The following is a 21,801-nucleotide window of genomic DNA, read 5'->3' on the forward strand; positions in this document are numbered from 1 at the left end:
CTACTTCTTGATCAAGCCAAACGAGTCAGCCAGTTCGGCGTAGACCTTGACCTGGTTCTTCACGTAGGCGTCCAGGTCAGGCCCCGTCTTGTTGAACGGGAACAGACCCTGTTGCTGGCGCAGCTTGTCGAATTCGGGCGATGCCGTGGCCTGGTTGAAAGCCTTGACCCAAAACTGGTAGTCGTTGTCCGACACCTTCGGCCCCACGTAGAAGCCGCGGATGATGGGCCAGACGATGTCGTAGCCCTGCTCCTTGGCCGTGGGCACCGTGCTCAGCTTGCCCGGCAGGCGCTGGTCGTTGAAGACGGCCAGCACGCGGATGGGAGCGCCGCCTTCCAGCATGGTGAACGCTTCGGCCGCATCCCCCATGTAGGCCTGGATGTGGCCGCCGCGCAGGGCAGTCACGGCTTCGCCGCCGCCTTCAAACGCCACGAAGCGCATTTTCTTGAAATCCACCCCCGCGGCCTTGGCGGTCAGCGCGGCCTTCATCCAGTCCTGGCTGCCTACGGTGCCGCCCGCGCCCAGCACGATCTTGGTGGGGTCCTGCTTGAAGGCGTCCATCAGGCTCTTCAAATCGGTGTACGGGGAATCATTGCGCACGACCGCCACGCCGTAGTCGGTGCCGATCGCGGCCAGCCAGCGCACGTCGTCGACGTTGTACTTGCCGAACTTGCCCTGGGCCAGATTCAGCAGCGAACCGCCCGAGAACGCGACGATGGTGCCGGGTTCGTTGGGGTGCTGCGCCACGATGTTGTTGTAGGCCACGGCGCCGATGCCGCCCGGCATGTAGACGATGCGCATCGTGCTCTTGAGCGCCCCGCTCTGCTTCAAGCCTTCAGTGGCCAGACGGCAGGTCAGGTCGAAACCGCCGCCCGGCTGCGCGGGGGCGATGCACTCGGGGCGGCGCGGCTCGTCGGCGGCCTGGGCGGCGCCCTGGGACAAGGTCATCGCGCCAAGCGCCGCCAAGGCGGCCAGGCGCAGCTTCAGGCTGGTCTGCATTCTTGCGTCTCCGTGTTTTATAGGTCTTGGTATGGCTGGATGCGCCGACCTGCGGTGATGCCAGATCGGACCCAGCGGACGCTACCGTACAAAACCGAAGCTTTCCAAATCCTTTCAAAAACGGCCGTTTTCGTGACGCGGCGCAGCATCCGGGGCCGGTTCCAGGGAAAACACCAAYGCCGCTCGCAATCCCGGCTGCGGGGCCCGGTTCTCCAGGACCAGCCTGGCGCCCAGAATCCCGGCGATGGTGCCCACAATGGCCAGGCCGAGCCCAGCCCCCGCCTTGTTCTTGCCGGCTGCTCCCCGGCGAAACCGCACACAGGCGCGGGCGATGTCTTCGGCGGACATGCCGGGGCCGTCGTCTTCGACGATCAGGCGGGCAAACCCCTGTTCGGCCTGTACGGTCACCGTGACCTCGCCGCCCGGCGAGGCGTAGCGGATGGCGTTGTCGACCAGGTTAGTGACCGCTTCGCGCAGCAGCCATTCGGCGCCGCTGACCCGAATCGGGCGCAGACAAGCCTCCAGGCCGATGTCCAGTTGCCGGGCGCGAGCCGCCGGAAGCAGGCTGCGGATCACGGCATCGGCCAGCTCGACCAGGTCCACCGGTTCCGGGGTGAAACCGCCTTCGGCCACGGAAGCGTCCTTAGCGCGCGCCAGAGCGAGCATTTGGTTGGTGGTGCGTACGGCCCTGTCCAACCCCTCTTGCATCGCCAGAAGGGCTGTACGGACCTCCTGGGGGTCTGTTTCGCGCAAGGCGTAGGCGGTTTGGGTCCGCAACACGGATAACGGCGTGCGCAATTGGTGCGAGGCGTCATCCAGGAACTGACTCTGCACCCTTGCCTGAGCCGCAAAACGGGCCATGTGGAGGTTTACGGCCGCAACCAGGGGCAGGACCTCCCCAGGCATCTCGGACGCGCTCACGGGGCTTAAATCGTCTCCAGAACGCCCTTCTACCTCCTGCCGGAGTCTGACAAGGGGGCGCAAGGCCATGAAAACCCCCAGGACGATCACCAGAACGCTGATCAGGATCACGGCCAGGTCCCGCTCAACCGAGCGCAGCAGCACCTGATGCAAGAACGCCTGGCGGCTCTCCAGCCCCTCTGCGACCTGGACGATTACCCGTCCCCCTTTGTTCGCGTACAGCGGCGGGTCCATCGGCCGCGCCAGCGCCGCAACCCTGACGGGCGTCCCCTGATACGTCGCGTAAAAAAAACGCGGTTCGCCAGATACCAGGGGTTGGTCGGGCATGGGCAGGTCCGGATGCCCGATTTCTGCCAGCCCGTCCTCGGTGGCGACGCGGTAGAACACGCTGCCATTGGCCGTCAGCTCGAAAAATTCCAGCATCAGGTAAGGCTGTTCCATGGCTAATCCACCGCTGGCTGTGGATATGTTGTGGTCGATCGCGCGAAGCGCTCCGGAAAGGGAACGGTCGTAGGCAATGTCGACCTGGTTGCGCAGTTGATGGTTCGACAGCCACAAGGCGCCCATCATCACAAAGACCAGCGTTGGAATCAGCCACCAGAGCAACTGCGTTTTCAGCGTGCGATTGCGTTTTTTTGGCGCGAAAAAACCGGCTTTTTCCGGATTTCTAGTTGTCAACAAGGGTCTCCAGGCAGTAGCCCATGCCTCGCATGGTCACGATCTGCACATCGGAATCGGCCAATTTTTTTCGCAAACGGTGCACCAGCACCTCGATGGCTTCCAGGTTGATGTCTGCATCGTCCGTGAGGATGCGGTCAAGGATCTGCTGCTTGTTGATCGGTTCGCCACTTTTTTGAATCAGCACGCGAAGCACCGCGTGTTCACGTGGGGATAACTGCAAAGTCTGTCCCGAGACCGTGAATTTTTGCGCTGACGTCTCAAAAACCAGGTTTCCCAGAGCCAAACGCGGATGTTCGCGTCCACGGCTGCGCCGAATCAGTGCGATCAAACGCGCTTCCAACTCTTCCACAACAAAAGGTTTTGGCAGGAAATCGTCTGCACCCAGGTGCAGGGTTCCGATTTTTTCGGCCAAGGAATCGCGCGCAGTCAAGACCAACACCGGCGTACGGTCGTCTCGCGCGCGAATTTTTGCCAGCAAAGCATGGCCATCCATGCCCGGAAGTCCCAAATCGAGGATGACCGCATCGAATTCTTCAATTGCCAACCTTCTTTCGGCGACCAATCCGTCGTCAGCCCATTCGACAACAAAGCCCGCATGTCTGGCCAGGCTTCTGGAAAGCCAGCGAGCAAGTTCGGCTTCGTCTTCTATCAGGAGGATGCGCATGGACGGAGTCCGGGGGGGAGTGGCTGGGCGGAATGGGAAAGCATGTTTGGCTTTTCCTTTATTTCTCTTTATATAAAGACTAATGATTAATAAGGCCTGTGGATAACTACCTTAACCTTGAAAACCTCATTCTTTTCATCAGCTTGCAGCCGTTTTTGCCTGTGCAAGAACTCTGTGTGGGAAAAAAGTTGAAGTTGGACAACATTTCGGACCCCCTCAAAAACCCCGGCTTGTTCAACTTGCCTCCACACAATGTGCACAACCTGGCTACTTAGGAGTTATCCACAGGGTCGGCCATGGGAAATGGGGTGGAAAGCGGCACTTTTACCCCGAAAAAGCGCCCTTTGCCTACCCGGTTTTTCGCCCTTGCAGGGGGTCAAAAACGGCCCGAGAGGCATTGCGGAAATCGGCCATTCGAGGGGGTACCCAGGCGCTTTCTTGACAGGGGACTGAACAAAAAGTGAGCAGCTTCCGCCGTAAAATCCGGCCATGGCTACAGAAAAAAAATTCAGGAAATTCAGGGCGAAATTCGGCGTGGCCCACGGGTTAAGAGCCCGTTTGGTGGCTGATAATCTGCCCGCCACCCTGTGCGCGGCGGCGCTGATGGGGCTGTTCGGCGCCCTGGCTACCGTGGTGTTTCGCGAACTGCTGGGGTGGACGCAAATGTTGCTGGGCGGGGAAGATGTCCCGCACGGCATGGTCTCGCTGGCGCGCGGGCTGGACGCCTGGCAACGGTTCCTGATGCCCGCTGCGGGGGGCGCAATCGCCGGCCTCATCCTGCAAATGGCCGCCCGATGGCTGCCAAAGCGGGGCGCGGCCGACTATATGGAAGCCATTTCCATTGGCCGCGGCGTCATTGGCCTGCGCCAGACGCTTGCGCGCAGCCTGTCGTCCATTTTTTCGATCGGCTCCGGCGCGTCGATCGGCCGCGAAGGGCCGATGGTCCAGCTGGCCGCCATGTTTTCATCGTTGACCGGCCGATTCCTGCTGCTTCCGCCCCGTCACCTGCGCTTATTGGTCGCCTGTGGGGCCACGGCGGGCATCACATCCGCCTATAACGCGCCGATTGCGGGCGCCTTGTTTATTTCTGAAATCGTTTTTGGCGTGATTTCGTCCGCCACGCTGGTGCCGCTGGTGGTGTCGTCGGTGGTGGCCAATATCGTCACGCGCCAGATCCTGCACTACGACGCGGTGTTCCATATGCCGCACTTTGAGTTTGTGTCGGGATGGGAAGTGATCAATTACCTGGGGCTGGGCGTGGCCGCTGGCCTGGTCGCGCCCCAATTCCTGCGATTCCTGGACCTGTCGCGCGCCACGTTTTCGCGGATGCCCTTCCCGCTTTGGCTGCGGATGGCGTTGGGCGGCCTGGTGGTCGGCGCCTTGTCGGTCATTAACCCCGAGGTCTGGGGCAATGGGTACAGCGTGGTCAATAGCATGCTGCATACGCAATGGGCGTGGCAGGCAGTGGCGGCCATCTTGCTGATGAAGATAGTGGCCACGGGCGCAAGTGTGGGGTCCGGCGCGGTGGGCGGCGTGTTCACGCCGACGCTGTTTGTGGGGGCGGCCTTGGGTGCGCTGTATGCGAGCGGCTTGCAAGCGGTGTTGCCGGCGGGGGATGTGTCGGCAATTTCCAGCTATGCCGTCGTGGGCATGGGCGCGCTACTGGCCGCAACCACGTATGCGCCGCTGATGTCGATATTGATGATTTTTGAGATGACGCTGAGCTATGAAGTGATGCTGCCGCTGATGCTGGCCTGCATTACCGGTTACGTCATCGCCCATCGCATACGGCCGGAATCGGTGTACGCGAAATCATTGGCGAACAACGAGCGCGCGCAACTCGCGGTGGCGAAATCTGCGCTAGATAAGCGTGAAAATAGAGCTGAACCGGGAAAAAATATAATGTGAGCAAAGGCTCATATTATTCAGATAAAGGAACGAAGTGCCGGGCCTGAATGCCGACCTGAATTCAGGCCACGAATGATCGTCACGCATCGAGCACTATCGCGTGACTCATGTGTTTCAACCTTTATTTCCCAATACAAAAGCTCGAGAAAATCTCGCCCAGCAGATCGTCGCTGGTGAATTTGCCCGTGATGCTCGACAAGCTGTCGTGCGCCAGGCGCAGTTCTTCCGCAAACAGATCCAGCACGCGGTCGTCTTGCCCCGCATGTTCGCCCGCCAGTTCCAGATGTTCTGCCGCCTGTTGCAAAGCATGCAGGTGGCGTTCGCGCGCAAGCCAGGGCGATTCTGCGCCGGGGTTCCAACCGGCAATATTCAGCAGTTCGGCGCGCAAGGCGTCCAGGCCTACGCCGCGCTTGGCGGAAATGCCCAATTCACCCGCGCTTGCGGTGAAGCCTGTGGATAACAGGTCCACCTTGTTGAAAACCTTAAGCACCGGAGTGCGGGGCGGCAGACGCGCGGTGATCTGGGCGTCCAGTTCATCGCCGGGCTGGGTGGCGTCTTGCAGATGCAAAATAACGTCAGCGCGTTCGATTTCCTGCCAGGTGCGGGCAATGCCGATGCTCTCGACGGTGTCTTCGGTTTCGCGCAATCCGGCCGTGTCCACAATGTGCAACGGCACGCCGTCGATATGAATTTCTTGCACCACTTTGTCGCGCGTTGTGCCCGCAATCGGGGTGACGATGGCGATATCGTCGCCCGCCAATGCGTTAAGCAAGCTGGACTTTCCCACGTTGGGCTGGCCGGCCAGCACCACATGCAGGCCTTCGCGCAAGATCACACCTTGGCGTGCTTGCGCTATCAGTTTGGACAAGTCCGACGTCAGCGCATCCAGCGTCGGGCGGGCCTGATACTTCTCAAGAAAATCGATCTCTTCTTCGGGGAAATCCAGCGTCGCTTCCACCAGCATGCGCAGGTGGATGATGCGGTCAGATAAATCATTCACGCGGGCAGAGAATTCGCCCGATAACGACGCCATGGCGCCGCGCGCCGCGGCCACGGACGACGCATCGATCAGGTCCGCCACCGCTTCGGCCTGCGCCAGATCCATGCGGTCGCTAAGAAAGGCGCGACGTGTGAATTCGCCGGGTTCGGCCAGGCGCACGCCCAAGTCGCGGCCAGCGGCCAAACAGCTTTCCAGCACGCGGCGCAGCACAGCCGGGCCGCCGTGGCCTTGCAGTTCCAGCACGTCTTCACCGGTATAGGAATGCGGCGCGCGAAAGTAGAGCGCGATGCCTTCGTCGAGCAGTTCGCCGTCCACGGATTTGAACGGCAAATAGTGCGCGTGGCGCGGCGTGAGCTCGCGCTGAAAGATGCGCCGCACCAATTCGGACAGGTCCGCACCAGAAACGCGCACGACGCCGATGCCGCCTCTTCCGGGGGCGGTGGCAATAGCGGCAATGGGGGCGTAAGCGGACATATCTGAGCGTGGGGGATGCGAGAACAATAGGGGAATATAACTGTTGCGCGGCCCCTTGTTTGCTGGTTAATGTGGCCCCGAGGTTCAAAACCCGAAACAACTCAGGGAGATCACGATGGCATCTCGGTTTTCGCGTGTCTTGGCCTGCGGCTCCGCCGCGGTGATGTTGGCCTTTGGCACATTCAGTTCCGCAATGGCTCGCGATCTGGTGATCGCCTTGAAGACCGAGCCCTCATCGATGGACCCGCAGTACCACGCGTTGACGCCGAATACGCAGATCTCCCAAACCATCTTCGACACGCTCGTTGCCACCGACGCCCAATTGAAGCCGCAAGCTGCGCTGGCGGAATCTTGGACGGTGGACGGTAAAGTCTGGACGTTCAAGCTGCGTCCGAACGTGAAGTTCTCGGACGGTACGCCGTTCACGGCGGAAGACGTGGTGTTCACGTACGACCGCGTGCCGAAGGTGCCCAACAGCCCCTCGCCCTTCACGCTATATCTCGGCTCGGTGGCGAAGACCGAAGCGGTCGATCCCATGACCGTGCGCATTACCACCAAGGAAGTCGCGCCGAACCTGCTGGTGAATCTGGCGCAACTGCCCATCATGTCGAAAAAGGCCGCTTCCGGCCCCGCGGCCGAAGGCAAGACCACCACAGAATTGAATAGCGGCGACGGCTTGATCGGCACGGGCCCGTACAAATTCGTGTCATGGAAGCGCGGCGCCGAATTCGTGCTGGCGCGCAATGACAATTACTGGGGCAAGAAGCCCGAGTGGGACCGCGTCGTCTATCGCCCGATCAGCAACGCCGCCGCGCGCGTGGCCGCGCTGTTGGCCGGTGACGTCGACATGATCGAAGATCCTCCCACCGATGACCTGCCCAAGCTGAAGGGCGACAAGAAGCTCTTCGTTGAAGAAACGCCGTCGGTACGTGTCGTGTATGTGGCGCTGGATCAGTACGCGGAACCGTCGCCGGGCATTCAAGGCACCGACAAGAATCCGATGAAGGACAAGCGCGTGCGTGAGGCGCTGTCCCTGGCCATCAACCGCGATGCGCTGGTGGAACGCGTGATGGGGGGCGTGGCGCTGCCGGCCGGCAACCTGCTGCCCTACCCCATGTTCGGTTCCAGCAAAGAGCATTCCAAGGCGCCCAAGGCCGATGTGGAAAAGGCGAAGGCGCTGTTGAAGGAAGCCGGTTACCCCAATGGCTTCTCGATCACGCTGGGTTCGCCGTCGGGCCGCTACGTGAACGATTCGAAGGTGGCGCAGGCCATCGCATCGATGTGGACGCGCATCGGCGTGAAGACCAGCGTGGACGCGATGGCGCCCCCGGTGTTCTTCAAGAACCGCGACAGCTATGCGTTCTCGGCCTATCTGGCGGGCTGGTCCGTGACCAGCGGCGAGATGTCCAACGCGCTGACGTCCTTGCTAGTGACGCGTAATCCGGAAGCCGGCTTGGGCACCACCAACCGCAGCCGTTACTCCAACCCGAAGATGGACGAGCTGGTGAAGGAAGCGTCGTCCACGATGGATGACGCCAAGCGCGCCGAGCTACTGTCCAAGGCCAGCAACATCGCCATGGATGACTACGCCATGCTGCCGGTGCACTTCGAACTGTCGGTTTGGGCCATGAAGGGCGACATCCGCTACCAGGGCCGCCCCGATCAGGTCACGCTTGCGCAGTTTGCAACGCTGAAGAAGTAATGCGCGACACAGGCGGTCTCCAGTGCTGGCAACAATCGTAAGAAGACTGCTGCAAACCATCGTCGTCATGCTCGTCATGTCGGCGTTGGTTTTTGCAGGGATTTACATGGTGGGCGACCCGGTCTCGATGCTGGCCAGCCCCGAAGCCACCGAAGCGCAACGTGCCGCCATCAGCGCGTCGTTGGGTCTGGACTTGCCGCTGTGGCGGCAATACCTGATCTTCATGGGCCAGGCGGTGCGAGGCGATTTCGGCAACAGCTTCCTGACGGGTGAGCCCGCCATGCACCTGATCCTGGAGCGCATGCCGGCCACCGTCGAGCTGGCCTGTGTGGCCATGCTGCTGTCGGTGCTGATCGGCGTGCCGCTCGGCATCCTGGCAGGTTTGAAGCCGCAAGCGCCCGGTTCGCGCGCCATCATGACGGGTTCCGTGCTGGGGTTTTCGCTGCCCAACTTCTGGGTCGGCCTGATGCTGATCATGGTGTTCGCCGTGATGCTTGGCTGGGTGCCGGCCGGCGGGCGCGGCAAAACCGTGCACATCGGTTCGCTGGAGCTCAGCGTGCTGACGCTTAACGGCTGGTTGAGCCTGGCATTGCCAGCGGCCACGATCGCGTTCGCCAAGTGCGCGATGATCATCCGCGTGACGCGCGCCGCCACGCGCGAAGCGCTGCCCATGGACTACATCAAGTTCGCGCGCGCTAAGGGGCTGTCGGAAAAGCGTGTGCTGGGCGTGCATCTGTTGAAGAACATCTTGATCCCCGTCGTCACGGTTGCCGGGCTGGAATTTGGTCAGGTGATGGCGTTTGCCGTCGTGACCGAGACGGTGTTTTCGTGGCCGGGCATGGGCAAGCTGCTGATCGATTCCATCATCAACTTGGATCGTCCGGTGGTGGTGGCGTATCTGCTCTTGATCGTGTTCTTCCTGGTCATGTTGAATCTGGTGGTGGACATCATCTACACGGTGCTGGACCCCCGCGTACGTTTGGATAGCCGCCGATGACGAACCCCGCCACCACCGCCGCGCCCGTCGCCGCAAAAAAAGAACAGACGCCCTGGCGGCGCTTTGTGTCGGACTTCTTCGCCAGCAAGCTCGCCACACTCGGCCTGGTGATGCTGGTGGTGATTGTGGGCGCCGCACTGCTGGCGCCGTGGATCGCGCCGCAGAATCCGTACGACCTGGCTGCGCTGGACATCATGGATTCCAAGCTCAAACCGGGCAGTGAAAGCGGTGATGGGTCCATGCATTACTGGCTGGGCACCGACGGACAGGCGCGTGATCTGCTGTCGGCCATTCTGTATGGCATGCGCACCAGCCTGCTGGTCGCCACCGTGTCAGTGCTGGCAGCGTTTGGCATTGGCGCCACCGTCGGGCTGATCGCGGCCTATTTTGGTGGCCGCATCGACGCGCTGCTGATGCGGGTTGTGGATATCCAGTTGTCTTTCCCCGCCATTCTCGTTGCGCTGATGCTGCTGGCGATTTTGGGCAAGGGTGTGGATAAGGTGATCATCGCGCTCATCGTCGTGCAATGGGCGTACTTTGCCCGTGCCGCGCGCGGCGCGGCGCTGGTTGAGCGCGGCAAGGAATATGTGGAGGCCGCGCGCTGTATGTCCCTGTCGTGGGGACGCGTGCTGTTTCGCCACGTGCTGCCCAACTGTATGCCGCCGCTCATCGTGATCGCCACGATCGATCTGGCGCATGCCATCGCATTGGAAGCCACGCTGTCGTTCCTGGGGGTGGGCGTGCCGGTCACCGAGCCATCGCTGGGCATGCTGATTTATAACGGCTTCGAATACCTGCTGTCGGGCCAATACTGGATTTCGTTCTTCCCCGGCATTGCGTTGGCGCTTGCCATCATCGCCATCAACCTGGTGGGCGACCACCTGCGCGATGTGCTCAACCCGCGCCACGCGAATTGAAGGCGGACGCGATGCAGACAAGCGCGCTTGAAAAACCCTTGGCCACGCCCCCGACCATTCTTGAGGTACAGGGCCTGAAGACGCACTTCTTCACGCGCAATGGTGTCGTGAAAGCGGTGGATGGCGTGGACCTGACCCTTGCTGAAGGCGAGATCCTGGGGCTGGTGGGCGAGTCCGGCTCGGGCAAGAGCATTACCGGCTTTTCGCTGATGGGCTTGCTGGACGAGCCGGGCCGCATCGTAGAGGGGCAGCTGCGCCTGAATGGTGAAGACCTGCGTGGCGCCACGCCCGCCCGTTGGCGCCAGCTGCGGGGGCAAGAGATCGCGATGATCTTCCAAGACCCCATGATGACGCTGAACCCCGTGCTGCGTGTGGATACGCAGATGATCGAGGCGGTGCAGGCGCATCACAAGGTGTCGCGTGAACAGGCGCGCGCGCGGGCCTTGCAGACCCTGACGATGGTGGGCATTCCGTCGCCCGCGGAACGCTTGCGCACGTATCCGCATCAGTTGTCGGGCGGCATGCGGCAGCGTGTGGCGATTGCTATCGCGCTCTTGAATTCGCCGCGTTTGATCATTGCCGACGAACCCACTACCGCGCTGGACGTGACGATTCAGGGGCAGATTCTTTTCGAAGTGCAGAAGCTGTGCCGCGAGACCGGCACGGGCCTGATCTGGATCACGCACGATCTGGCGGTGGTGGCCGGCCTGGCGGACCGCGTGTCGGTGATGTATGCGGGACGTGTCGTGGAAACGGGCAGCACGCAAGACGTGATCAGCCATCCGATGCATCCGTATACGCATGGGCTGATTGCATCCATTCCCACGCCGGAGTCGCGTGGCAGGCCGCTGGTGCCGATTCCCGGCATGACGCCGTCGCTGTTGAACCTGCCGCAAGGCTGTGCGTTTCGCGGGCGCTGCCCGCGCGCGACGGACGCCTGTCTGGTCGAGCCGCAGCCCGTTGAAGTTCGCCCGGCGCAATGGGTGCGCTGCTGGCATGCCGGAGACCCAGACCTCAAATGAGCGCAGCAGAAAGCAACGCCCCCATTCTGTCCCTGCGTGGTGTGGAACTGCGCTTCGTGCAGCCCGTGGATATTGCCGGGCGCATTGCGAACCTGTTGGGCGCGGGCTTGAAGACGCAAGTGGTGCACGCCGTGGCGGGTGTCGACCTGGAAGTGCAGCCGGGCGAAGTGATTGGTATCGTCGGCGAATCCGGCTGTGGGAAATCCACGCTGGGCCGCATTGTGTCGGGCATTTTGCCGCCCTCGTCCGGCGATGTGCACTACCAGGGAAAGGCCGTGCGCGCCATGACAGGCACCGAGCGGCGTGCGTACGAGCTGGGCGTGCAGATGATCTTCCAGGACCCGTACGCGTCGCTCAACCCGCGCATGCGCGTGCGTGAAATTATCGGCGAAGCACCGGTGGCGCACGGCTTGATCCGCGCACGCGACAAAGCGGAATATGTGGCGGGGCTGATGCGGCAGGTAGGGCTGGACCCGACCTTTGCACAGCGCTATCCGCATCAGTTTTCAGGGGGCCAGAGGCAGCGCATTGGTATCGCGCGGGCGTTGGCGCTCAAGCCTTCCGTGATTGTTTGCGACGAGGCCGTGGCCGCGCTGGACGTGTCCATTCAGGCGCAGGTGCTGAACCTGTTCGAACAGCTGCGCGATGATCTGGACTTGACGTATCTGTTCATCAGCCACAACCTGAGCGTGGTCAGCCATATTTCGGACCGCGTGGCCATCATGTATCTGGGCCGCGTGGTCGAGCTTGCACCCACCGATACGGTTTTTCAACGCGCCAACCATCCGTATACGCAGGCGCTGTTGAAGGAATTGCCGACGTTGACGCCGGGGCGGCGGACGTACCAGCCGATCAAGGGCGAATTGCCGTCACCGCTGGACCCGCCCACGGGCTGCGCCTTTCACCCGCGTTGCCCGCAGGCGATGGCGCGATGTAAGGTGGAACGGCCGTTGCTGCGCGAGATATCGCCGGGGCAGTTCAGCGCTTGCCATTTGAACGATATGACTTAGGGCTCGGCCCTAAAAACTCACCTCTTTTGAATTATCTCCATCACCATGAAAACCATTGCCGAAATCGAACGCGCGCATCCTGAGCTGACTGCGCTGCGCCGGGATATCCACGCGCATCCCGAACTTGCCTTCCAAGAGACGCGTACGTCGAACCTGGTGGCCGAACGCCTGCGCGAATGGGGCCTGGAAGTGCATACCGGGCTGGGCAAAACGGGCGTCGTGGGCGTGCTGCGCGCGGGCAGCGGCGGCAAGACCATCGGCCTGCGTGCCGACATGGATGCGCTGCCCATGCCGGAGCACAACCGCTTTGCGCACAAGTCCACCATCAGCGGCCGCATGCACGGCTGTGGCCATGACGGCCATACCGCGATGTTGTTGGGGGCGGCGCAGTATCTGTCCACGCATCGCAATTTCGACGGCACGGTAGTGTTCATTTTCCAGCCGGCCGAAGAAGGCGGCAACGCCGGCGCGCGCGCCATGATGCAGGATGGCCTGTTCGACAAATTCCCGTGTGACGCCGTGTTTGGCATTCACAACATGCCTGGTATGCCGGTCAACCAGTTCGGCTTTCGGGCGGGCCCCACGATGGCCTCCAGCAACCGCTGGGACATCGTCATCAAGGGCGTGGGCGGCCACGCGGCGCAGCCGCATGCCTCGGTGGACCCGATCATCGTGGCGGCCGATATGGTGCACGCGCTGCAAACCGTCATTTCGCGCAGCAAGAACCCGCTTGAGCAAGCGGTGCTGTCGATCACGCAGATTCATGCGGGCGACGCGTACAACGTGATTCCCGGCGAGGCCGTGCTGCGCGGCACGGTGCGCACGTACTCGGTCGAGACGCTGGACAAGATCGAAGCCGACATGCGCCGCATCGCCACCACCTTGCCGCAGGTATATGGCGGTACGGGCGAGCTGGACTTCGTGCGCGCGTATCCGCCGCTGGTGAACTGGGAAAACGAAACGGCCTTCGCGGCCAAGGTTGCTGAGGACGCATTTGGCGCCGAGAACGTGCTGCGCGACATGCCGCCCTTCATGGGCGCGGAAGACTTTTCCTTCTTCCTGGAAGCGATTCCGGGCGCCTATCTGTTCCTGGGCAACGGCGATGGCGATCACCGCATGGAAAGCTATCACGGCATGGGTCCGTGCCAGCTGCACAACCCGAACTACGACTTCAACGACGCATTGCTGCCGGTGGGCGCGACCTATTGGGTGAAGCTCGTCGAGGCCTATTTGCCAGCGGCATAAGCACCGTCTAATAACCGATACGCTATTAGCTAATAGTGTTTGGTGCATGAAGCCGCGGGCCTGCCCCGCGGCTTTTTCTATATGACGGGAAGCTTTGATCAAACGCCGATAACTTCGTTTGAGATACAAGGCGCCGTTTCCATAATCGATCGTTCCAGACATGCCGCAAGGCGAAACGGAGCGATCGATGTCCCAGAGCAACGCCCTGCGGCGCGAAGTAGACGCCGCCCCCGCCCGACAGGCGCAGCAGTTCGATGTGCAGCCGTCCGATGTGCACCAGTCCGATGTGCAGCAGTTTGACGTCCGCCCCCTGCCCGGCCCGGTTGGCGCCGAAATCATCGGTTTGGACTTGACCCGCGAACTCGCGCCGGCCGATTTCTCGCGCGTGCATCAGGCGCATCTGGATCATCACCTGCTGGTGTTCCGTGACCAGCGCATCACGCCGCAACAGCACATCGATTTCAGCCGCCGCTTCGGCCCGCTGATGATTCACGTGCTGCACCAGTTTCATCTGGCCGGCCACCCCGAGATCCTGACCGTGTCCAACATTGTGGAAGACGGCAAGCCGATTGGCCTGGGGGATGCGGGCAAGTACTGGCATTCGGATATTTCGTACAAGGAACTGCCCAGCCTGGGCTCGCTCTTGCACGCGCAGGAACTGCCGTCGGAAGGCGGCGACACCTTGTTCGCCAACATGCATCTGGCCTACGACACGCTGCCCGCAGCGTTGCGCAATGCCATCGTCGGCAAGCGCGCCGTGCATTCGTATCTGGCGCAGTACGGCCAGTTGCAGAAGGAAGGGAACTGGCGTCCGAACTTGAGCGCGCAGCAGATCGCGCAAGTGCAGGAAGTGGTGCATCCGGTGGTGCGTACGCATCCCGAGAACGGCCGCCGCGCGCTGTTCGTGAGCGAGGGCTTCACGACGCGCATCGTGGGCCTGCCGGAAGACGAAAGCCGCGCCCTGCTGGCCGAGTTGTTTGCGCATAGCGTGCGCGCTGAACACATCTATCGCCATCGCTGGCAGCCGCATGACCTGGTGTTCTGGGACAACCGTTCGCTGATCCATCTGGCGGGCGGCACTCCAGATCATCTGCGCCGCAAGTTGTACCGCACCACCATCGAAGGCGATGTGCCGTTTTAAGAAATGCACCGCGAAAAACGCACCGCGTTTGGCGCAAAGCACTTATCCACAAGGAACACCATGCAACTGTCATCTGCACTTCGGGATCGCCTGATCCAAACCGCTACCGGCGCCGGGCTGGCGCTGATTCTGGCGGTGCTGGCGCTGGCCTCGCCGACGCCCGCCATGGCGGAAGGACGCATCCGCATCGCGGAGCAGTACGGCATCGTGTACCTGCTGCTGAATGTGGCGCGTGACCAGCAACTGATCGAAAAGCACGGCAAGGCCCAGGGTGTGGATATCTCGGTCGAGTGGGCAAAGTTATCCGGCGGCTCAGCGGTGAATGATGCGTTGCTGTCGGGGGCTGTGGATATCGCGGGGGCCGGCGTGGGGCCGCTCTTGACGATCTGGGACCGCACGCATGGCAAGCAGAATGTGAAGGGCGTGGCGTCGCTGGGCAACTTCCCCTATTACCTGGTCACCAATAACCCCAATGTGAAGACCATTGCCGACTTCACGGACAAGGACCGCATTGCGGTGCCGGCGGTGGGCGTGTCGGTGCAGTCGCGCGTATTGCAGCTGGCCTCTGCCAAGCTGTGGGGCGACGCGCAATTCAACAAGCTGGACAAGATTTCCGTGGCGTTGCCGCATCCGGATGCGGCGGCGGCCATCATCGCTGGCGGCACGGAAATCACCGGCCACTTCGGCAACCCGCCGTTCCAGGAACAGGAGCTGGCCGAGAATCCCAAGGCGCGCATCGTGCTGAATTCCTATGACGTGTTGGGCGGCCCCAGTTCGTCCACCGTGTTGTTCGCCACCGAGAAATTCCGCAAGGAAAATCCCAAGACGTATAAGGCGTTCCAGGAAGCGCTGAAAGAAGCCGCGGCGTTTGCCACGGCAAATCCTGAGAAGGCGGCCGACACGTATTTGCGCGTGACCGGCGCCAAGCAAGACCGCGACTTCTTGATCAAGGTGATCAAGAACCCCGACGTGCAATTCAAGCTGGAACCGCAGAATACCTACGCGCTGGCCGAATTCATGCACAAGGTGGGCGCCATCAAGCATGCGCCGGCCAGCTGGCGCGACTACTTCTTCGATGATGCGCTGACGGCGCAAGGCAGCTGAGATGCCGGTCGCCGCCGCAAGCCCTGTGGATAACGTTCAAAAGACGTCACCGCTGCTAGCTGTGGATAAGGTGACAATCGAATATAAGACGCGCGAACGGCGGGTTCGCGCGACGCATCAGGTCAGTTTCGAGGTGCACGGTGGCGACCGTTTCATCTTGTTGGGGCCATCGGGCTGCGGCAAGTCGACGTTGCTGAAAGCCGTGGCCGGATTCATCCCGCCCACCGAAGGACGCATCGCCATTGATGGCCAGACGGTGGCTGGGCCTGGCCCGGATCGCATCGTCGTGTTCCAGGAATTCGACCAGTTGCCGCCGTGGAAAACCTTGCGGCAGAACGTGGCCTTTCCGCTGGTGGCCTCGCGCAAATTGAACCGGCGCGAAGCGGATGAACGCGCCATGCATTATCTGGATAAGGTGGGCCTGGCTGCGTTTGCCGATGCGTACCCGCACACGTTGTCCGGCGGTATGAAGCAGCGCGTGGCGATTGCGCGGGCGCTTGCCATGCAGCCGCGCGTGCTGCTCATGGATGAACCCTTCGCAGCGCTCGACGCGCTGACACGGCGGCGCATGCAGGAAGAGCTGATGGCCCTGTGGGAAGAGGTGCGCTTCACCTTGCTGTTCGTCACGCATTCGATTGAAGAGGCCCTGGTGCTGGGCAGCCGTGTGCTGCTGTTGTCGCCGCATCCGGGGCGTGTGCGCGCAGAGTTGAATGCGCACGCGTATGGCTTGCACAGCCAGGGTTCTGCCGGTTTTCAGTCGGCGGCGCGGCGCATCCATGACTTGCTGTTCGAATCGCCCGCCCCCGATGCCACGCCCCTGCCGGCTGAGCGCGCTGCGGCCTGAGCGCCCCTTCCTTATGAGCCTTCTTCTATGACTCACGCGCACGCTGCGGCTCCGCCGATCCGCCCCGAAGTGGAATATGACCTGCCTCCCCTGCCCCCGCAGGCGGCCGAGGCGCCGCTGCCGTGGCACGAAAAGCTGTGGCAACACGCCAGCCTGCGCAAGCTGTTCATTCTGGCCTTGCTGGCGGGCTTGTGGGAGTTGGCGGCGCGCTATACCGACAATGACTTGTTGCTGCCGGGAGCGTGGCAGACGGCGCAAGCCTTCGTGCAGGGCATCGCCAATGGTGAGCTGCCGGCGCGCGCCTGGCAGTCGTTGCGGGTGTTGGTGCAGGGTTATCTGGCGGGGGTGGCGTTGGCGTTCGTGCTGACTACGTTGGCCGTGTCCACGCGCTTCGGGCGCGATCTGCTGTCCACGCTGACGGCGATGTTCAACCCGCTGCCAGCCATCGCACTGCTGCCGTTGGCCTTGCTTTGGTTTGGTCTGGGTGAAGGCAGCCTGGTGTTCGTGCTGATCCATTCGGTGCTGTGGGCGCTGGCGCTGAACATGTATGCGGGGTTTCTGGGCGTGTCGGAAACGCTGCGCATGGCGGGCCGCAACTATGGGCTGACCGGGCTGCGGTACGTATTGCAGATTCTGGTGCCTGCGGCGTTGCCCGCGATTCTGGCCGGCCTGAAGATAGGCTGGGCGTTTGCGTGGCGCACGTTGATTGCCGCCGAGCTGGTATTTGGCGCGTCGAGCGGCAAAGGGGGACTCGGCTGGTACATCTTTCAGAACCGCAACGAGTTATACACAGATCGCGTGTTCGCAGGGTTAGCGGCCGTGGTCATCATTGGCCTGCTTGTGGAAAACCTGGGATTCGATACGTTGGAGCGTTTGACGGTACGGCGGTGGGGCATGCAGCGCTAGCCGGCGCGTTGTCCACAGGTAAAAAAAGGGGGGCGGCTTTCTTGCGAAGCCGGCCCCTTTTATTCACCGCCAGACGTCGCCTGGCGATTCATGCAGTCAACCTAGCCGTTCAGAGCTTCAGCCCCAGCGCCTTGGCCACGCCGGCTGCATACGCCGGGTCAGCCTTCTTGAAGTGCTCCAGCTGACGGCGCTGAATCTCTTCCGGCACGCCCGCCATGTGGCGGCCGATGTTGCCGAACAGCAGCTCCTGCTTTTCCGGCGTCATCAGGCGGAACAGGTTGCCCGGCTGCGAGTAGTAGTCATCATCCACGCGGTGATTCCAGCGCGCGGCGGCCTGGCCGTCCAGCGCCAGCGGCGGTTCGCCGGCCGACGGGGTTTCCTTCCATTCGCCCGCGCTGTTGGGCTCGTAGTTCAGCGTGCCGCCCACGTTGCCGTCGACCCGGCTCGCCCCATCGCGGTGATAGCTGTGGAACGGGCAGCGCGGCGCGTTCACGGGGATCTGATGGTGATTGATCCCTAAGCGATAGCGGTGCGTGTCGCCGTAAGAGAACAAGCGCCCTTGCAGCATCTTGTCCGGCGAAAAATCGATGCCCGGCACAACGTTCGCCGGCGTGAAGGCGGCCTGCTCGACTTCGGCAAAGTAGTTTTCGGGGTTCTTGTTCAGTTCCAGCACACCCACTTCAATCAGCGGATAGTCGCCGTGCGGCCACACCTTGGTCAGGTCGAACGGGTTGATGTGGTAGGTGGCGGCTTCGGCCTCGGGCATGATCTGCACCTTCAGCGTCCACTTCGGGAAGTTCTTCTTTTCGATGTTTTCGAACAGATCACGCTGCGAGCTTTCGCGGTCATGCGCCACGACTTGCGCCGCTTCTTCGTCGCTCATACAGACCACGCCCTGCTGCGACTTGAAGTGGAACTTCACGTAGAAGCGTTCGCCGTCTTTGTTGACGAAGCTGAACGTATGCGAGCCAAAGCCGTGCTGCTGGCGCAGGTTGGCGGGAATGCCGCGGTCGCTCATCAGGATGGTGACCTGGTGCAGCGATTCGGGGCTGAGCGACCAGAAGTCCCAGGCGGCGGTGGCGCTGCGCAGGTTGGTCTTGGGGTCGCGTTTCTGGGTGTGGATGAAGTCCGGAAACTTCAGCGGGTCGCGGATGAAGAACACGGGGGTGTTGTTGCCCACCAGATCCCAGTTGCCTTCGTCGGTGTAGAACTTGATGGCGAAGCCGCGCACGTCGCGTTCGGCGTCTGCCGCACCGCGTTCGCCGGCCACGGTGGAAAAGCGCAGGAACAGCGGGGTTTGCTTGCCGACCTGGGAAAAGATGCTGGCGCGCGTGTAGCGCGAGATGTCGTGGGTGACGGTGAAGGTGCCGTAGGCGCCGGAGCCTTTGGCGTGGACGACGCGTTCGGGGATGCGTTCGCGGTCGAAGTGGGCAAGCTTTTCAATCAGCCAGAAGTCCTGCAACAGCGCCGGACCGCGCGGGCCCGCGGTCAGCGTGTTGGTATTGTCCGCCACCGGCGCGCCTGAGGCGGTGGTCAGTTGCTTCTTGTCGGTCATAGCACACTCCCTACGTGATCTGGAGGGCGCGTGGCCTTTGCCGGCCCGCGCCGTGTTGTGAATATTCCCCGGCGATGCCGCCCGGGGAATATGTCCGACACATCATAGGGGTCATCGTTTCACTTGTGAAGTTGATTGAAGCACCAAATTCAATTGATTAAAGCTATTAAGAAATGCCCCAGATGGCGTGCTTCGGTCATCGCTGCAAACGGCGCGCGCATAAAAAAACCGGCCCCTTGGGGCCGGTTCTTCATGCTTGCAAGGAGGAGGCTTAGCGGTTTGCCGCGGCTTCCGTCTTGCGTTGCATGGCGCGGGTGATGGACCACTGCTGCGCGATCGACAAGGTGTTGTTGACGCACCAGTACAGCACCAGACCGGCCGGGAAGAAGAACATCATCCCACCGAACACCAGCGGCATGATCATCATGACCTTGGCCTGGATGGGGTCCGGCGGCGTCGGGTTCAGTTTGATCTGCAGGAACATGGTGGCCATCATGATGGCGGGCAGAATGAAGTACGGGTCGCGGATCGACAGGTCATGGACCCACAGAATCCACGGCGCGCCGCGCATTTCCACGCTGGCCAGCAGCACCCAGTACAGCGAGATGAACACCGGAATCTGCACCACCATCGGCAAGCAGCCGCCCAGCGGGTTGATCTTTTCGGTGCGGTACATCTCCATCATGGCGGCGTTGAGCTTCTGCTTGTCGTCGCCGTACTTTTCCTTCAGCGCTTGCAGACGCGGGGCCACTTGCTTCATGCGGGCCATCGAGCGGTAGCTTGCGGCGGCCAGCGGGTAGAAGATGGCCTTGATCAGCACGGTCAGTGCGACGATGGTCCAGCCCCAGTTGCCCAGCAGCGAATGCAGCCACGTCATCAGCGTGAACAGCGGCTTGGCGATGATGGTCAGCCAGCCATAGTCCACCACCAATTCCAGGCCGGGGGCGAGTGCTGCCATGGCCTTCTGGTCTTGCGGGCCAACCCACAGGTGCGAGTCGACGCGCGACGCGGAACCCGGGGCAATTTCACCCACGGCTTCGATGCTGCGGGCGGCGTACAGGTTCTTCTGCACTTCCAGCAGTTCGTTCGTGCGCGGCTTGCCTTGCGGCGGCACCCAGGCGGTGGCGAAGTAGTGCTGCACCACGGCGATCCAGCCGTTGTCCGCCTGCTTGATGTAGTTGGCCTTCTTCTTTTCGATGTCGCTGAAGGTGCTCTTCTGGAACTTGTCCTGTTCAGAGTAGACGGCGAAACCGGTGAAGGTGTGATAGAAGCTCGACGTGTCGGCCGGGTCGTTGCCGTCGCGCTCAAGCTGCAGGTACAGCGCGGGCGTGACGGGGGCGGAGCCGACGTTGGCCAGGTCATGGCGCACGTCGATGTCGTAGCGGCCCTTGTGCAGGGTGAACGTCTTGGTGACCTTCACGCCGCCCGATTCGCCTTCGAAGGCAACGACCAGGCTGTCGCCGGTCAGTTGGCGTTCGGTGGACACGACGCGGAAAGGCGTCTGGTGCGTGGGGAAGCTCTGGCCATTGGGGGCGCCAACCACGCCGGATTGCACGACGTAGGTCAGGCCGGCCGAACGGTCCAGCAGCACGGTGGGCTTGTCGGGCTGGCCGGTTGCCGGGTATTTCAGCAGCTCGGCGCGCACCAGTTGGGCGCCCATCGTGTCGAACGTCAGACGCAGAACGTCCGTCGTGATGACGACTTCTTCCGAGCGTGCGGTAGCGGGTGCAGTGGCGCCAGGAACCGCCGACGGCGTAGCTGCCGTGGAGGTCGGCGCGCTGGGCACCGATGGCGTGGCGTTATTGGCGCCGGCCTGCGGTTCAGCCGTGCTGGCCGCGGGCGTCGGGCCCCCGAACAGCGACGGCTTGCCGTTATGGATTTGCCAGTTGTTCCATAAGAGCAACAGCGAAAAGGAAAAAATCATCCAGAGGACGGTTCGTCGGATATCCATGGTGCCTACTGAAGTGAATACGGGCCAGCAAAGCCCGCCAGTTTAGCGTCAATCGTGCTCGGTGCGGTGGCTGTGGGAACAGCACGGGGGCGCTTTGGTTCCCCGTGTTGGCGGAACCGGGTCCCATCCGCCGGGCGACCACGGATGGCAGCGGCCAATGCGCCGAACCGCCATCCAGAAACCGCGCCAGGCGCCGTGGCGTTCGATTGCTTCAATCGCGTACGCCGAGCAAGTAGGGGTAAAGCGGCACTGCCGGCCGATCCAGGGACTCAGGAAAAACCTGTAGAACCGGATGGGGGCGATGAGCAGTGCTTTGAAAATCATCGCGCGATCCGTTCAAAGTGAGCGTCCACTTCGGCTCTGACCAAGCGTTTTAGCGAGGTGAGCGTGGTGGGAGCGACTTTGCTATGCAATCGCACGACGTAATCCTTGGGCGGCAACGCCAGACGCCGGTGGCGGAACGCTTCGCGGATGACCCGCTTGATGGCGTTGCGCGTACTGGCGTGGGCGGCGAAGCGCTTGGCGATGATCAGCCCCAAGCGGGCACAGGCATCCTGGCCGGGAGGCAGATCATTGGGAGCCGAAGTCACAATGAATAACGCCCCTCGAGCAAGACGCCGGCCTTTTAGGGCAGCGGCGAACTCGGAGGGGCGATGCAACCGCGCCTCCGGGGGAAGCGTGGAGCGCGGCATGGACTGCGGGTCAGGCGTTTGCGCGGAACCAGAACGAGATTGCGAGAGGTCTTGCAATATGGCCGGTC

Annotated in this window: 19 protein-coding genes; 11 read left to right on the forward strand and 8 right to left on the reverse strand. The window is 62.1% G+C overall.

The window, feature by feature from the left end:
• The 3 genes from AC1DB0_RS07775 to AC1DB0_RS07785 form a co-directional block, all read right to left on the reverse strand.
• Positions 1-999 carry a Bug family tripartite tricarboxylate transporter substrate binding protein gene (locus AC1DB0_RS07775; protein ID WP_476757317.1) on the reverse strand — a complete coding sequence of 333 codons (999 nt, stop codon included), beginning with the start codon at positions 997-999 and terminating at the stop codon, positions 1-3.
• Between the two features lie 114 nt (positions 1,000-1,113).
• Positions 1,114-2,598: a sensor histidine kinase gene (locus AC1DB0_RS07780; protein WP_476757318.1), complete on the reverse strand. Its 1,485-nt coding sequence runs from the start codon at positions 2,596-2,598 to the stop codon at positions 1,114-1,116.
• Complete coding sequence (locus tag AC1DB0_RS07785; protein ID WP_175170434.1) at positions 2,588-3,265, reverse strand: response regulator; 678 nt, start codon at positions 3,263-3,265, stop codon at positions 2,588-2,590. The genes AC1DB0_RS07780 and AC1DB0_RS07785 overlap by 11 nt, the downstream gene beginning before the upstream one ends.
• Positions 3,266-3,754: 489 nt before the next feature.
• On the opposite strand from AC1DB0_RS07785, the gene AC1DB0_RS07790 reads away from it, so the two are divergent.
• Complete coding sequence (locus AC1DB0_RS07790; RefSeq protein ID WP_476757319.1) at positions 3,755-5,173, forward strand: ClcB-like voltage-gated chloride channel protein; 1,419 nt, start codon at positions 3,755-3,757, stop codon at positions 5,171-5,173.
• Between the two features lie 121 nt (positions 5,174-5,294).
• Here the strand turns inward: AC1DB0_RS07790 and mnmE are convergent, their stop codons facing one another.
• The gene (gene mnmE, locus AC1DB0_RS07795) at positions 5,295-6,647 is read right to left on the reverse strand and encodes a tRNA uridine-5-carboxymethylaminomethyl(34) synthesis GTPase MnmE (protein ID WP_476757320.1); all 1,353 of its coding nucleotides are present in this window, start codon (positions 6,645-6,647) and stop codon (positions 5,295-5,297) included.
• Positions 6,648-6,762: 115 nt separating this feature from the next.
• Here mnmE and AC1DB0_RS07800 point away from each other — a divergent pair, with 115 nt between their 5' ends.
• The 10 genes from AC1DB0_RS07800 (at position 6,763) to AC1DB0_RS07845 (ending at position 17,535) form a co-directional block, all read left to right on the forward strand.
• On the forward strand, positions 6,763-8,349 hold the full coding sequence (locus AC1DB0_RS07800) for an ABC transporter substrate-binding protein (protein WP_175170437.1): 1,587 nt from the start codon (positions 6,763-6,765) through the stop codon (positions 8,347-8,349).
• 22 nt (positions 8,350-8,371) lie between these two features.
• Positions 8,372-9,346, forward strand: coding sequence for an ABC transporter permease (locus AC1DB0_RS07805; RefSeq protein ID WP_054420888.1), 975 nt, complete (start codon positions 8,372-8,374; stop codon positions 9,344-9,346).
• Complete coding sequence (locus AC1DB0_RS07810; RefSeq protein WP_476757321.1) at positions 9,343-10,263, forward strand: ABC transporter permease; 921 nt, start codon at positions 9,343-9,345, stop codon at positions 10,261-10,263. Before AC1DB0_RS07805 ends, AC1DB0_RS07810 begins: the two co-directional genes overlap by 4 nt.
• An 11-nt stretch (positions 10,264-10,274) precedes the next feature.
• Positions 10,275-11,285 carry an ABC transporter ATP-binding protein gene (locus AC1DB0_RS07815; RefSeq protein WP_175170438.1) on the forward strand — a complete coding sequence of 337 codons (1,011 nt, stop codon included), beginning with the start codon at positions 10,275-10,277 and terminating at the stop codon, positions 11,283-11,285.
• Positions 11,282-12,295 carry an ABC transporter ATP-binding protein gene (locus AC1DB0_RS07820; RefSeq protein ID WP_054420891.1) on the forward strand — a complete coding sequence of 338 codons (1,014 nt, stop codon included), beginning with the start codon at positions 11,282-11,284 and terminating at the stop codon, positions 12,293-12,295. Before AC1DB0_RS07815 ends, AC1DB0_RS07820 begins: the two co-directional genes overlap by 4 nt.
• Positions 12,296-12,340: 45 nt before the next feature.
• Positions 12,341-13,540: a M20 aminoacylase family protein gene (locus AC1DB0_RS07825; RefSeq protein WP_175170440.1), complete on the forward strand. Its 1,200-nt coding sequence runs from the start codon at positions 12,341-12,343 to the stop codon at positions 13,538-13,540.
• 187 nt (positions 13,541-13,727) lie between these two features.
• Positions 13,728-14,681: a TauD/TfdA dioxygenase family protein gene (locus AC1DB0_RS07830; RefSeq protein WP_476757322.1), complete on the forward strand. Its 954-nt coding sequence runs from the start codon at positions 13,728-13,730 to the stop codon at positions 14,679-14,681.
• Between the two features lie 60 nt (positions 14,682-14,741).
• On the forward strand, positions 14,742-15,785 hold the full coding sequence (locus AC1DB0_RS07835; protein WP_175170441.1) for an ABC transporter substrate-binding protein: 1,044 nt from the start codon (positions 14,742-14,744) through the stop codon (positions 15,783-15,785).
• A 1-nt stretch (position 15,786) separates the two neighbouring features.
• Positions 15,787-16,629 (forward strand): ABC transporter ATP-binding protein, encoded by an 843-nt coding sequence (locus tag AC1DB0_RS07840; protein WP_175170442.1) that lies wholly within the window; start codon positions 15,787-15,789, stop codon positions 16,627-16,629.
• 27 nt (positions 16,630-16,656) lie between these two features.
• Positions 16,657-17,535 carry an ABC transporter permease gene (locus AC1DB0_RS07845; RefSeq protein WP_175170443.1) on the forward strand — a complete coding sequence of 293 codons (879 nt, stop codon included), beginning with the start codon at positions 16,657-16,659 and terminating at the stop codon, positions 17,533-17,535.
• Positions 17,536-17,644: 109 nt separating this feature from the next.
• Here AC1DB0_RS07845 and AC1DB0_RS07850 read toward each other — a convergent pair whose 3' ends face one another.
• From AC1DB0_RS07850 to AC1DB0_RS07865, 4 genes are all read right to left on the reverse strand, one after another.
• Positions 17,645-19,090 carry a catalase gene (locus AC1DB0_RS07850; protein WP_054420896.1) on the reverse strand — a complete coding sequence of 482 codons (1,446 nt, stop codon included), beginning with the start codon at positions 19,088-19,090 and terminating at the stop codon, positions 17,645-17,647.
• Positions 19,091-19,361: 271 nt separating this feature from the next.
• Positions 19,362-21,041, reverse strand: coding sequence for a membrane protein insertase YidC (gene yidC, locus AC1DB0_RS07855; RefSeq protein ID WP_175170444.1), 1,680 nt, complete (start codon positions 21,039-21,041; stop codon positions 19,362-19,364).
• Positions 21,042-21,089: 48 nt separating this feature from the next.
• On the reverse strand, positions 21,090-21,362 hold the full coding sequence (gene yidD / locus AC1DB0_RS07860; protein WP_082386929.1) for a membrane protein insertion efficiency factor YidD: 273 nt from the start codon (positions 21,360-21,362) through the stop codon (positions 21,090-21,092).
• Positions 21,362-21,733 carry a ribonuclease P protein component gene (locus tag AC1DB0_RS07865; protein WP_175170445.1) on the reverse strand — a complete coding sequence of 124 codons (372 nt, stop codon included), beginning with the start codon at positions 21,731-21,733 and terminating at the stop codon, positions 21,362-21,364. Before AC1DB0_RS07865 ends, yidD begins: the two co-directional genes overlap by 1 nt.
• Positions 21,734-21,801: the final 68 nt, after the last annotated feature.

The sequence above is a fragment of the Achromobacter sp. 10T422 genome (assembly GCF_056394065.1).